The organism is Streptomyces sp. NPDC048584 (assembly GCF_043199595.1).
Taxonomy (GTDB): domain Bacteria; phylum Actinomycetota; class Actinomycetes; order Streptomycetales; family Streptomycetaceae; genus Streptomyces; species Streptomyces edwardsiae.
Map to the genome: position 1 here is coordinate 47795 of NZ_JBICWF010000021.1, position 12978 is coordinate 60772.

At 72.7% G+C, this 12978-nt stretch carries 11 protein-coding genes; 6 read left to right on the top strand and 5 right to left on the bottom strand.

Translation table 11 applies throughout. From position 1 onward, the window contains the following. Positions 1 to 6 precede the first annotated feature (6 nt). Positions 7 to 609 carry a hypothetical protein gene (locus tag ACGFR9_RS33570; protein WP_393216376.1) on the bottom strand — a complete coding sequence of 201 codons (603 nt, stop codon included), beginning with the start codon at positions 607 to 609 and terminating at the stop codon, positions 7 to 9. Positions 610 to 752: 143 nt separating this feature from the next. Between ACGFR9_RS33570 and npdG the strand changes: the two genes are divergently transcribed. Next, entirely contained in the window at positions 753 to 1472 is a 720-nt protein-coding gene (gene npdG, locus ACGFR9_RS33575; RefSeq protein ID WP_393216379.1) for an NADPH-dependent F420 reductase, read from the top strand. A gap of 98 nt (positions 1473 to 1570) precedes the next feature. Continuing rightward, positions 1571 to 1789 carry a hypothetical protein gene (locus tag ACGFR9_RS33580; RefSeq protein WP_393216382.1) on the top strand — a complete coding sequence of 73 codons (219 nt, stop codon included), beginning with the start codon at positions 1571 to 1573 and terminating at the stop codon, positions 1787 to 1789. On the opposite strand, the gene ACGFR9_RS33585 is transcribed toward ACGFR9_RS33580, so the two are convergent. Continuing rightward, positions 1779 to 2579, bottom strand: coding sequence for a site-2 protease family protein (locus tag ACGFR9_RS33585; protein ID WP_393216385.1), 801 nt, complete (start codon positions 2577 to 2579; stop codon positions 1779 to 1781). The genes ACGFR9_RS33580 and ACGFR9_RS33585 overlap by 11 nt on opposite strands. A 176-nt stretch (positions 2580 to 2755) precedes the next feature. On the opposite strand from ACGFR9_RS33585, the gene ACGFR9_RS33590 reads away from it, so the two are divergent. Continuing rightward, positions 2756 to 6034: a BTAD domain-containing putative transcriptional regulator gene (locus ACGFR9_RS33590; RefSeq protein ID WP_393216388.1), complete on the top strand. Its 3279-nt coding sequence runs from the start codon at positions 2756 to 2758 to the stop codon at positions 6032 to 6034. On the opposite strand, the gene ACGFR9_RS33595 is transcribed toward ACGFR9_RS33590, so the two are convergent. The 3 genes from ACGFR9_RS33595 to panB all read right to left on the bottom strand — a co-directional run bounded on the left by ACGFR9_RS33595 (position 6035) and on the right by panB (position 9071). Continuing rightward, a complete protein-coding gene (locus ACGFR9_RS33595) occupies positions 6035 to 6853 on the bottom strand; it encodes an ABC transporter permease (protein ID WP_030222384.1) in 819 nt (272 codons plus the stop codon). Then, positions 6850 to 7878: an ATP-binding cassette domain-containing protein gene (locus ACGFR9_RS33600; RefSeq protein WP_393216390.1), complete on the bottom strand. Its 1029-nt coding sequence runs from the start codon at positions 7876 to 7878 to the stop codon at positions 6850 to 6852. Before ACGFR9_RS33600 ends, ACGFR9_RS33595 begins: the two co-directional genes overlap by 4 nt. Before the next feature lie 305 nt (positions 7879 to 8183). Then, positions 8184 to 9071 (bottom strand): 3-methyl-2-oxobutanoate hydroxymethyltransferase, encoded by an 888-nt coding sequence (gene panB / locus ACGFR9_RS33605; protein ID WP_393216393.1) that lies wholly within the window; start codon positions 9069 to 9071, stop codon positions 8184 to 8186. Positions 9072 to 9260: 189 nt separating this feature from the next. Here panB and ACGFR9_RS33610 point away from each other — a divergent pair, with 189 nt between their 5' ends. The 3 genes from ACGFR9_RS33610 to ACGFR9_RS33620 all read left to right on the top strand — a co-directional run bounded on the left by ACGFR9_RS33610 (position 9261) and on the right by ACGFR9_RS33620 (position 12784). Further along, a complete protein-coding gene (locus ACGFR9_RS33610; RefSeq protein WP_393216396.1) occupies positions 9261 to 10850 on the top strand; it encodes a DHA2 family efflux MFS transporter permease subunit in 1590 nt (529 codons plus the stop codon). 76 nt (positions 10851 to 10926) lie between these two features. Then, a complete protein-coding gene (locus ACGFR9_RS33615) occupies positions 10927 to 11547 on the top strand; it encodes a TetR/AcrR family transcriptional regulator (protein ID WP_393216399.1) in 621 nt (206 codons plus the stop codon). A gap of 190 nt (positions 11548 to 11737) precedes the next feature. Next, on the top strand, positions 11738 to 12784 hold the full coding sequence (locus ACGFR9_RS33620) for an endonuclease/exonuclease/phosphatase family protein (protein WP_393216402.1): 1047 nt from the start codon (positions 11738 to 11740) through the stop codon (positions 12782 to 12784). Positions 12785 to 12978: the final 194 nt, after the last annotated feature.

Here is a 12978-nt window from a genome sequence, read left to right on the forward strand (position 1 = left end):
CGGCGCCTACCAGCGGGTCGGGGGCGGTGCCGTCAGCAGGTCGGCCAGGCGGGACAGGCGGTCGCGGAAACGGAGGGGGCCCCGGTGGACCGGCCGGGCGTTCTCCCCGGCCGCCGCGCCGACCAGGTGCTGCACGGTGTCCAGGTCCAGCTCCGAACCGTCGGGGACGGCCAGGTTCTCGTGCGCCATCGCCGGGAGCTCACCCGCGGCGGGGCCGAGCGACAGCACCGTCGCCCCGGCCCGGCGGGCGTCGCACACCCGCTCCAGGAGCGGGGCGGCGGGCTCCCCGGGCGCCACCACCAGCAGCGTCTCACCCCGCCGCGCCGCCTCAAGGCGCCCGAGGCCCACCGCCAGCTGCGCGGGATCACCGGGCCGCGCGGCATGCCGTACGAGCGTGGGGGACAGCTCCGGAGTGCCCGACCAGGCGGCCTCGTCCACCAGATGGGCCGCCAGATGCCACGGCTCGTACTCCGGTGTCCCCACCAGCAGCAGCCCCCCGCCGTGCGACACCACCGACCCGCGCAGCGTCCCCGCGAAGTGCCGGGTGTCACCCAGCCACCTCGTCCCGGCGAGCACTTCCCGCAGCAGCGCGACCCGTACGGCGTCCATACGGCCGCATACTGCCCCAACCGCTTGCCCGCGTCCCGGTGTTCGGACCGGATTCCCACGAACCGGGGACACGCCCCCCCCCGGCTCCGTGACACCGCTCACGCGGTCCGGACCCGGCACCGTCACGGACATAGAGTCGGGCCATGACCTCCAGTGACAGTGACAGCGCACAGCGGCCCGCGAAGGCCCCCGCCAAGGACCCCTGGGACCTGCCCGACGTCTCCGGGCTCGTCGTCGGCGTACTCGGCGGCACCGGCCCCCAGGGCAAGGGCCTCGCGTACCGCCTCGCCAAGGCCGGGCAGAAGGTGATCATCGGCTCCCGCGCCGCCGAACGCGCGCAGGCCGCGGCCGAGGAACTCGGCCACGGCGTCGAGGGCGCGGACAACGCCGAGACGGCCCGCCGCAGCGACATCGTGATCGTCGCCGTGCCCTGGGACGGCCACGGCAGGACCCTGGAATCCCTGCGCGGGGAACTGGCCGGCAAGCTCGTCGTCGACTGCGTCAACCCGCTCGGCTTCGACAAGCAGGGCGCCTACGCGCTGAAGCCCGAGGAGGGCAGCGCCGCCCAGCAGGCCGCCGCGCTGCTGCCGGACTCCCGCGTCACCGCCGCCTTCCACCATCTGTCGGCCGTCCTGCTCCAGGACCCGGAGATCGACGAGATCGACACCGATGTGATGGTGCTCGGCGAGGCCCGCGCCGACGTCGAGATCGTGCAGGCCCTGGCCGGGCGCATTCCGGGCATGCGGGGCGTCTTCGCCGGGCGGCTGCGCAACGCCCACCAGGTGGAGTCGCTGGTCGCCAACCTGATCTCCGTCAACCGCCGCTACAAGGCACACGCCGGGCTCCGCGTCACGGACGTATGAGGCGATGGGGGACACTGGACGCCGTAGCAGCGCCTCAGCAGCGCCATACCGGTGCCGCAGCGGTACGTCAGCAGTGTCCCCCGACAGGAGCCCCCGTCATGCCCCCCTTGCCCCCACCCGCCCAGGCCCGGCGACTCGCCGTCTACGCCCTCGCCGTCTGCCTCCTCGCCGTCGCCGCGGCGGTCGTCTCCTTCGTGCAGGGCAGCATGCTCATCGGCATCGTCTGGGTGCTGCTGGCCGGCCTGTCGTCCAACATGACCTGGTACTACGTCAAGCGCGGACGGGCGGCGCGCGACAGCGGGCCGGTCACGGGCTGACCGAGCAGAACGGGTCCGACTCCCGCCAGAAGCGGAACAGGTCGTAACCGCAGTACGTGTCCCCCTCGGGGATGTCCAGCGCGCCCAGCAGCGAGTGGATCACGTCGAAGAACACGCCGTTCACCGACGGCACCCACAGCAGTGCGAAGACGAACAGCAGACCGAACGGGGCGAACGGCTCCACCTGCCGCCGCACACCGTACGACAGCCACGGCTCGATCACGCTGTAGCCGTCCAGGCCCGGCACCGGCAGGAAGTTCAGGATCGCCGCCGTCACCTGGAGCAGCGCGAGGAACGCCAGCGCGAACCGGAAGTCCGCCGGTACGCCGTCCAGCGCGCCCAGCCAGAACGGCGCCGTGCACACGACCGCGAACAGCACGTTCGTCAGCGGGCCCGCCGCCGAGATCAGACTGTGCCGCCAGCGCCCCCGGATCCGGCCCCGCTCGATGAACACCGCACCGCCCGGCAGACCGATCCCGCCCATGATGACGAAGACGACCGGGAGCACGATGCTCAGCAGCGCGTGCGTGTACTTCATCGGGTTCAGCGTGAGATAGCCCTTCGCGCCGACCGATATGTCACCGCTGTGCAGGGCCGTGCGCGCGTGCGCGTACTCGTGCAGACACAGGGAGACGATCCAGGCGGCCGTCACGAACAGGAACACGGCCACGCCCGGCTGCGAGGCGAACCCGGACCAGGTGGCCCACCCGGTGACCGCCGTCACGGCGAGGATGCCCAGGAAGACCGGGCTGATCCTCCGGTCGCTGTGACGGGTGGCGGCGGTACTCATGGGGCTCCTCGGACGACGGGCGACGGGGTGACGGGCGGGCCAGGGCGGGCGGACTGCCCGACGGTACCGGGCGCACCGGGAAAAACGTCTCGCGCCCGCGCCCGGTTCCACGCAGGGTGGGGGGCGACACACCCCCGTCGTCGGCCCCGTGACCCGGGTGTCCGTCACCGGAGAGAATGGACCCCGTGCGCTACCGCATCCTCGGCACCACCCAGGCACTCCGTCCCGACGGCACCGCCGTCCCGGTCGGCGGGGCGCGGCTGCGTGCCCTGCTGACCGTGCTCGCCCTGCGGCCCGGACGTACGGTGCCCGTCGGGCTGCTGGTCGACGAGGTCTGGGACGGTGATCCGCCGGCCGACGCCACGGGAGCGCTCCAGGCGCTGGTGGGGCGGCTGCGCCGCACCCTCGGCGCCGACCGGATCGCCTCCGTCGACGGCGGCTACCGGCTCACCGCCGCGCCCGACGACATCGACCTGCACCGTTTCGAACGGCTGACCGGCGAGGGCCTGCGCGCCCTGGCCGACGGCGACCCCGCGAAGGCCGCCACGCTCCTCGACGACGCCCTCGCCCTGTGGCGGGGCCCCGGCCTCGCCGGGCTGCCCGACCGCACCGCCGAGGCGGCCCGGGTCGAGGCACGGCAGCTGGACGCGCTGCGCGGCCGGCACACCGCCGCCCTCGCCCTCGGCGACGCCGAGCAGTCCCTGCCCGAACTGACCGCACTGTGCGACGGCCACCCCCTCGACGAACCCCTCCAGGCGCTCCGGCTGCGCGCCCTGCGCGACACCGGCCGCGCCGCCGAGGCCCTGGCCGCCTACGAGGACGTACGACGGCTGCTCGCGGACCGTCTCGGCTCCGACCCCGGCGCCGAACTGCGCGCCCTGCACGCCGAGTTGCTGCGGCCCGAACCGGCGCCCGCACCCCGGGCGGTGGCGCCGCCCGGCAACCTGCGGGCCCGGCTCACCTCGTTCGTCGGCCGGGAGGCCGACATCGAGACCATCCGCGCGGACCTCACCGCCGCCCGGCTCGTCACCCTGCTCGGACCCGGCGGGGCGGGCAAGACCCGGCTGTCCCAGGAGGCCGCCGAGACCGTACGGCAGACCGTGCCCGACGGGGTGTGGCTCGCCGAACTCGCCCCGGTCGACGACCCGGACGCCGTCACCGAGGCCGTCCTCACCGCCGTCGGCGCCCGCGAGACCGTGCTGTACGGCGCCGGCGCCGAGAGCATGCGGGCCGTCACCGACCGGCACGCCGACCCCGTGGAACGCCTCGCCGAACACTGCGGCCCGCGCCGCATGCTGCTGATCCTGGACAACTGCGAGCATGTCGTCGAGGCCGCCGCCCACCTCGTGGAGGCGCTGCTGGAACGCTGCCCCCGGCTCACCGTCCTCGCCACCAGCCGCGAACCGCTCGGTGTACGCGGCGAGTTGCTGCGCCCGGTGGAGCCGCTGCCCGAACCGGTCGCGCTGCGCCTGCTCGCCGACCGGGGGGCCGCCGCCCGCCCCGGCTTCCGCACCGACGCCGACACCGGCACGGCGGCGGCCTGCGCGGAGATCTGCCGCCGCCTCGACGGACTGCCGCTCGCCATCGAACTCGCCGCCGCCCGGCTGCGGATGCTCACCCCGCGCCAGATCGCCGACCGGCTCGACGACCGCTTCCGCCTGCTCACCTCCGGAAGCCGCACCGTACTGCCCCGGCAGCAGACCCTGCGGGCCGTCGTCGACTGGTCCTGGGACCTGCTCGACGCCGACGAACGCGACGTACTGGGGCGCCTGTCGGTCTTCGCCGGCGGCTGCGACCTCGCCGCCGCCGAGGCCGTCTGCGGACCGGCCGCACTCGACGCGCTCGGCTCCCTCGTCGACAAGTCCCTCGTGGTGGCCGCCCCTTCGGGCGGGGGCGAGATGCGCTACCGGCTCCTGGAGACCGTCGCCGAGTACGCCGGTGAACGCCTCGACGAGTCCGGCCGGCGCGCGGACGCGGAACGGGCGCATCTGACGTACTTCCGCGAACTCGTCCGCACAACCGAGCCGTTGCTGCGCGGCCCGCGCCAGGTGGACGCGATCGCCCTGCTGGAACGGGAGTACGAGAACGTGCGTACGGCCCTGCGCCACGCCCTCGCCCTGCGCGACGAGCAGGAGGCCCTCCTCATCACCCTGTCGCTCGTCTGGTACTGGCAGATGCGCGACCTGCGCATCGAGGCCCGCAACTGGTGCTCCGAGGTGATGGCGCTCGCCCCCGACCCGTTCAGCGAACCGGTACGGCCCGCCGTACCGCTGTGGGAGCGCTGCACCGACGCCCCGCCCCCGCTGACCGGGGAACTCCTCACCGAGGCCCGGCGCGGGGTGCACCTCGCCCATCTCGCCCACATGGACACCGAGCTGGACGACTGGCAGACCCCCGAGGCCCAGCACAAGCTGCGCCTCGTCGCCGCCACGTACGAACCGGGCATGCCGCAGGCCTGCCGCCCGCCCGGCCTGCTCTGGGTGTTCGCCGTGATGCTCACCGGCGACATGGACCGGCTGCACCACATCGTCGACGCCGCGATCCGCACCTGCCGGGAGAACCCCGGCTTCGAATGGGAGCTGGCCTCCAACCTCCAGCTGCGCGCCAACTTCCTCGCCAACCGCAGCGACTGGGCCGGCGACGCCCGCCGCGACGCCGACGAGGCCCTGGAGATCTACGGGCGGCTCGGCGACACCTGGGGCATCGCGGAGGCCCTCTCCGCACGCGGCGAGGCCCGCGAGATGGCCGGCGGGTACCAGGAGGCCGCCGTCGACTACGAGGCCGCGATCGAGCACGCCAGGCGGCTCGGCGCCCGCGCCCACACCTCCGTGCTCACCGCCCGGCTGGGCAACGCCCTGCTGGAGGCGGGGGAGGCCGAACGCGGTGAGCGGCTGCTGCGCGAGGTCATCGACGACACCCGCGGCCGGCACCTCGAGGCCCTGCCCGCCGCCCGGCTCTTCCTCACCGGCTGGCTCTGCCTGACCGGCCGTACGGACGAGGCGCGGCAGCATCTGCGGGAACTGCGCGAGGAGTTCCGTATCGCGCACTACGTCGTCTTCGACGCGTTCATCCTCGGAGCCGAGGGCTGGCTCGAGGTCGCCGACGGCAAGGACGACCAGGCCCTCGTCGTCCTGCGCGAGGCGGTCCGGCAGGCCGGCGACCCGCTCTCCGCCGCCATGGCACCCCATATGCGCTCCGCGTACGTCACCATGGGCGCCACCGCCCTCGCCGGGGTCGACGGCGGGCGGCACGCCGCGGACGCGGCCCGCTGCCTCGGCGCCGCCGACTCCTGGCTCCCGCCCGAGCACCTTCCCCCGCGCATGGAACGCGAGGCCCGCGCACAGGCCGAGGCACGCATCCGGACGGCGATCGGGGACACGGGGTACGAGACCGCGTACGCCGAGGGCGAAGGTCTCTCCCCGGCACAGACCCTCGCCCTGCTCGACCCGGCGTGATCAGCTCTTCGTACGGAACTTGTGGATCGCGACCGGCGCCATCACCGCCGTGATCCCCACCGACCAGGCCAGCGTCATCCACAGGTCGTGGGCGACCGGGCCGCCCACCATCAGCCCGCGTGCGGCGTCCGCCAGCGCGGACAACGGGTTGACCTGGGTGAACGACTCCAGCCAGCCCGGCATCGACTGCGTCGGCGCGAAGATCGACGAACCGAACTGCAGCGGCATCAGCACCAGGAAGCCCATCGCCTGCACCGACTGCGCGTTCTTCATCACCACACCCAGCGTGAGGAAGATCCACATCAGGGCCGAGCCGAAGACGGCGGACAGTCCCACGGCGGCGAACAGCCCCGGCCAGTTGTTGATGTCGAAGCCGACGAGCACACCGACGACCATCAGGATCGCGGTGGCGATCAGCATCCGCACCATCTCGACCGAGATCTTCGCGAACAGCACCGAGCCGCGCCCGATGGGCAGCGAACGGAAGCGGTCCATGACCCCGGTGTTGAAGTCCTGGTTGAACCCCGTGCCCACCCCCTGGGCCATGTTCATGCCCATCATGGCCATCAGACCGGGCACGATGTACTGCACATAGGCGTCCTGCCCGCCGCCCAGCGACTGCCCGATCGAGCCGCCGAAGACGTACACGAACAGCAGGGTGAAGACGATGGGGAACAGCACGGCGTCGAACATCGACTCCGGGTCCTGCCGGATCCACAGCAGATTGCGGCGTACGAGCGCCCCGGTGTGCCGCAGATGGGCCCGCAACGGGATGCGCGCGTCCGCGCGCGGATCGGTGGTCATGGTGGTGGCGCTCATACGGCGACGACCTCCTCGTGGGTCTCGGCGGGCACGATGTCCTGCGGGGCACTGGCACGGTGGCCGGTGAGGGACAGGAACACCTCGTCCAGGCTGGGCAGTTCGGTGGAGATGGAGCTGAGCGTGATCCCGCGCGCGGTGACCGCGCCGACCACGGCCGTCAGCTGCTCGTCGCTCAGCACCGGTACGAGCACGGCACCCCGCTCGGTGTCCACGGTGGTCGTGGCGAGCCCGGTGATGCCGAGCGTGTCGAGGGCGGCCGCCAGCGGGCGCAACTGCTGCGGGTCGGCGGGGCGGACCCGCAGCGTACGGCCGCCCACCTTGGCCTTCAGCTCCTCGATGCCGCCGCTCGCGATGACCTTGCCCCGGTCCACGACGGTCAGCTCACCGGCGAGCTGCTCCGCCTCCTCCATGTACTGGGTGGTGAGCAGCACGGTCACACCGTCGCCGACCAGCCGCTTGACCTCGTCCCACACCTCGTTGCGGGTACGGGGGTCCAGTCCCGTGGTCGGCTCGTCCAGGAACAGCACGGACGGCCGGCCGATCATCGAGGCGGCGAGGTCGAGGCGGCGCCGCATACCGCCGGAGTAGGTGGCCGCGGGGCGGCGGGCCGCGTCGGTGAGCGAGAAGCGCTCCAGCAGTTCGTCGGCGCGGGCCCTCGCCTCCTTGCGGGGCAGGTCGAGGAGGCGGCCGATCAGATACAGGTTCTCCCAGCCGGGGAGCTTCTCGTCCACGGATGCGTACTGGCCGGTCAGACCGATCACCCGGCGCAGCTGGCGGGGCTGGCGGATCACGTCGTAGCCGGCGACGGTGGCGTGGCCGGCGGTCGGGGTGAGCAGGGTGGACAGGATCCGTACGAGAGTCGTCTTGCCGGCGCCGTTCGGGCCGAGCACGCCCATCACGGTGCCCTGGCGTACGTCCAGGTCGACGCCGTCCAGCGCCTTGGTGTCCCCGTAGTGCTTGACGAGCCCCCGCACGCTCACCGCGCCGGCCGCGACCCCCGGGTCTTTGTCGTTTCGCGTCATGACGGGAACCCTGCCGGTGTCCGCCGACAAAGCCCCGACATCCCACCGACAGGGTGCCTGCGCGTCCGCGCGGCGGGGTGTCGGTGTCCGGGCCCGGGGTGGGGGCTGGGCGGGGGTGGGGTGCGCGGCCCGGCGCTCGCGGGGTGCCGTCGCGCCCACCCGTGCCGCCCAGCGGCACGATGGCCCGCGGAGTGCGGCTGCCTGCGGAGGGCGGGGGGACAGCGGCGCCGGTACAGGCGCGAAGGGGGAGCCGGCCCCGTCGACGGGGGAAGATCGACGGGGCCGGCGGGTGGTGCGGCAATGGCTCAGTGGACGGAGTGGGATTCCTCCGGGAAGGTGCCGGATACGACGTCCTCCGCGAACGCCTCCGCGGCGCCCCGCATCACCGCGCGCAGATCCGCGTACTGCTTCACGAACTTCGGCACGCGCCCGCCCGTGAGACCCAGCATGTCGGTCCAGACCAGCACCTGCGCGTCCGTGGCGGCGCCCGCCCCGATCCCCACGGTGGGGATCTGCAGCACCCGGGTCACCTCACCCGCCAGCTCCGCCGGCACCAGCTCCAGCACCACCGCGAACGCCCCCGCGTCCTGCACGGCCTTCGCGTCCCGCAGCAGCTGCTGGGCCGCCTCCTCGCCGCGCCCCTGCACCCGGTATCCCATCGCGTTCACCGACTGCGGCGTCAGCCCGATGTGGGCCATCACGGGAATCCCGGACTCCACCAGCAGCTCGATCTGCCGGTGCGACCGCTCGCCGCCCTCCAGCTTCACGGCGCCCACGCCCGCCTCCTTGACCAGCCGGGTCGCCGAGCGCAGCGCCTGCACGGGACCCTCCTGGTAGGAGCCGAACGGCAGATCGGCGACGATCAGCGCACGCGACGTACCGCGTACGACCGCCGCCGACAGCATGGCCATCTCGTCGAGGGTGACGGGCACGGTCGTCTCGTACCCGAGGTGGCAGTTGCCCGCGGAGTCGCCGACGAGCATCACCGGGATACCGGCCTCGTCGAACACGGACGCGGTCATCGCGTCGTACGCGGTGAGCATGGGCCACTTCTCGCCGCGCTCCTTGGCGGCGGCGATGTCGCGGACCGTGATACGGCGGGTTCCCTTGCCCCCGTACAGCGTCTTGCCGCCGCCGGAGGGACCGGCCGTCGACCCGGACGCCCCGTTCCGGGCAGCCGAAAGCTGCGTCATGGAAGTCTCCCAACACGTCATCTCGAGGCGCCCTGACGGCGTCCCCGGACCACTTCCATGGTGGCACCTCACCCGAACGAGGGCCAGAGGTCCCCCTGTGAGTTCCGCCGGGCAATATCCGGGCAAGTTCTGGGCAAAACCTATCCGATACGAGACGGTCTCGTATCGTAATTGGCTAGCCTGGACCGCATGACTTCTCCTGCCGTCCCTGCCCGCCGGGTCCCGGAAGCGGTGCACCGGCGCCGCTGGGCGATCCTCGGCGTGCTGATGCTGAGCCTGCTGATCGTCGTACTCGACAACTCGATCCTGAACGTCGCCATCAAGACGATCTCCACCCCCGCCCCCACCGGTCTGGGCGCCACCCAGAGCGAGCTGGAGTGGGCGATCAACGCCTACACGCTCGTCTTCGCCGGGCTGCTCTTCAGCGCGGGACTGCTCGGCGACCGGCTCGGCCGCAAGAAGGTCCTGATCGGCGGTCTCGTCGTGTTCGGCGTAGGCTCGCTGCTCGCCTCGTTCTCCGGTTCACCGGCCGAACTGATCGGATTCCGCGCGGTGATGGGCCTGGGTGCCGCGTTCGTGATGCCGGCCACCCTGGCCGTCCTGATGAACGTCTTCGAGCGTGACGAACAGCCCAAGGCCATCGGCATCTGGGCGGGCGGTGTGGGCCTGGCCATCGCCATCGGCCCGATCACCGGCGGAGTGCTGCTCGACCACTTCTGGTGGGGCTCGGTGTTCCTGATCAACGTGCCCATCGTGGTCCTCGCCGTGGGCCTGATGCTGTGGCTGGTGCCCGACTCCCGCGACCCGAACCCGGGCCGTATCGACCCCGTCGGCGTCGTCCTGTCCGTGACCGGACTGGTCCTGCTGGTCTACGGCATCATCAAGGGCGGCCAGCTCGCCGACTTCACGGACCCGACGGTGCTGGTGACGATCGCCGCCGGTCTCGCCGTACTCGCCGCGTTCGTGGTGTTCGAGAAGCGCAGCGACCACCCGTCCATCGACATCACCTACTTCAGGAACAAGGTGTTCTCCGCCGCGATCGCCGCGATCGCGCTGGTCTTCTTCGCGCTGATGGGCGTGACGTTCTTCGCGGTGTTCTACACCCAGAGCGTGCGCGGCTACTCGCCGCTGGAGACCGGGCTGCTGATGATCCCGCTGGCCGCCGCGCAGATGATCTTCGCGCCGAGGGCGCGTCTCCTGGTCGACCGCTTCGGCGACAAGGCCACCACGACCGCCGGCCTGGTGGTGCTCGCCGCGACGCTGGCCGCGTTCGCCGCCCTGGACGCGGACACGCCCATCTGGATCCTGGAGGTCGTCTTCTTCCTCATGGGCGCCGGCATGGCCCACGTCATGACCCCGGTCAGCGTCGTCATCATGCAGGCCCTGCCGCGCGAGAAGGCCGGTTCCGCCTCCGCCCTCAGCAACACCTTCCGGCAGGTCGGCGGCGCCCTCGGCATCGCCATCCTCGGCTCGGTGCTCTCCACCGCCTACCGCGACGGCATCGAGGACAAGCTCGGCCTGCTGCCGCCCGGCGCACGGCACGCCGCCGGCGAGTCCATCGAGGCCACGCTCGCCGTCGCGGACCGGCTGGGCCCGCGCGGAGAAGCCCTGGTCGGCGCCGCCGACGACGCGTTCCTGCACGCCATGCACGTCACCGCGCTGTGGGGCGCCGGCGTGGCCATGGTGGGCGCGATCGTCGTCGCCGTCTTCCTGCCGGGGCGTACGCCGGCGCCCGAGGGGGACAACGAGGAGCAGGAGCTGGTCTCGGCGGCGGACTGACGTCCCCCGGGCGGTGGACCGGCCCCACCGCCCACCGGGGAGAATCGTCCCCAGCCCAGCGAAAGGACCCGACGACGTGAGCCTGGCCGACACCGGTCCCCGGCAGGACGGTCCCGCGCGGGGCCGCCCCCGCAGCGAGGCGGTCGAGCGCGCCATCATCGAGGGAGTGATGAAGCTCCTGGAGGACGGCGTGCCCCTCGCGGAGCTCTCCATCGAGCGCATCGCCCGCACCGCCGGCGTCGGCAAGGCCACCATCTACCGCCGCTGGAGCGGCAAGGAACAACTCCTCGTCGACGTCATGCGCGCCGCCGAACCCCCGGACCCCGAACTCCCCGGCACCTCCGTGCGCGACGACCTCGTCATCCTGCTGGAGTCCCTGCGCCGGCGGGGCCTCGCCGGCCGCACCTCGGCGATCCTGCACAACGTACGCGCCCAGATGAAGAGCAGCCCCAACCTGTGGGCCGCCTACCACGACACGGTCATCCAGCCGCGCCGGCTGCTCGGCCTGGAGGTGCTGCGCCGGGGCCGGGAGAACGGCGAACTGCGCGCCGACGTCGACATCGAACTCCTCAACGACATCGTCGTGGGCCCCGTCCTCGTACGTACCGTGCTGCGGCCCGACTCCGACCTTCCGGACGACCTCGCCGAACAGATCGTCGACACGCTGCTCCAGGGCCTACGGCCCGTCAGGGAGTAGGCCCGGAGCGCGATGTGCGCGTTTCGTCACAGAGGGCGCTTTCCCCGCTCCGGTCCGGAACTCCCCGGGCGCCCGGTCACGTCCTCGCCCCCGTACGGCCGCCGAGGGGCGGCGGGGACGGCACCGATCATCCCCTAGGGTCATACGGACACGGGGTGACGGTGTGCACGGCGGGTTGTGAGGCGACGGTATGGCGCAGCAGGCGTACATCACGGAGACGGGCGACGGCGGTTCGGGGACCGAGCCCCGGTCGACACGCCTCCGGCGCCTGCGGGACCGGGTCACCAGGGGGTGGGGCGGCCGCGGCCTCTGGCGGCGCGGCATCGTCCTGGCCCTCTGCTCGGTCCTGACGGCACTGGTGATGCTGGCCCACGGGCACATCCCGAACGCGATCGGCAACCTGGGCAGTCTGGTGGACACGTTTCTGCCGTGGGTGGGTGTGCTGGTTCCCTTCCTGATCGTCCTCGGACTGATCCGCAAGTCCGCCACGGCGCTGATCGCGGCGGTGCTGCCGGTGGCCGTCTGGCTGAACCTGTTCGGTGGCCTGCTCACCGACAAGACCGCCGCCACGGGCGGGGACCTCACGGTGGCGACGCACAACGTCAACGCGGACAACCCCGACCCGTCGGCGACCGCGCGTGATGTGGCGGCGTCGGGGGCGGATGTGCTGGCCCTCGAAGAGCTGAAGGCGTCGGAGGTGCCCACGTACGAGCGGGCGCTGTCGGCGACGTACAGGCACCACGCGGTGGTCGGCACGGTCGGGCTGTGGAGCAAGTATCCGCTGAGCGAGGTCAGGGCGGTCGACATCCGGCTCGGCTGGAAGCGGGCGATGCGGGCGACGGTGGCGGCGCCGACGGGGCGGGTCGCGGTGTACGTCGCTCATCTGCCGTCGGTGCGGGTGAAGCTGGAGGCGGGGTTCACGGCCCGGCAGCGGGACAAGAGCGCGGACGCGCTGGGGGAGGCGATCGCGGGGGAGCGGCTGGCGAACGTGGTGTTGCTGGGGGATCTGAACGGGACGATGAACGATCGGGCGCTGCGGGCCGTGACGTCGCAGATGCGGTCGACGCAGGGGGCCGTGGGGAGCGGGTTCGGGTTCAGCTGGCCGGCGGCGTTTCCGATGGCGCGGATCGATCAGATCATGGTGAAGGGGGCGGAGCCGGAGAGCTCCTGGACGTTGCCGGCGACGGCCAGTGACCACCTGCCGATCGCGGCACGGGTGAGGGTCGCGGAGGATTGAGCCCTGCGGGCCGCCTTCGGGGATGCCCCGTGCTGGTGCGGGCCGGGGGTGGGGTCGCGCGGCCCGGCGCTTGCGGGGTGCCGTCGCGCCCACCCGTGCCGCCCTGCGGCACGATTGCCCGCGGAGGGGCGAGGCGCGGGCGAGGTGCGGGGTGCCGTCGTGCCCATCCGTGCGGCCTTGCGGCACGGTTGCCC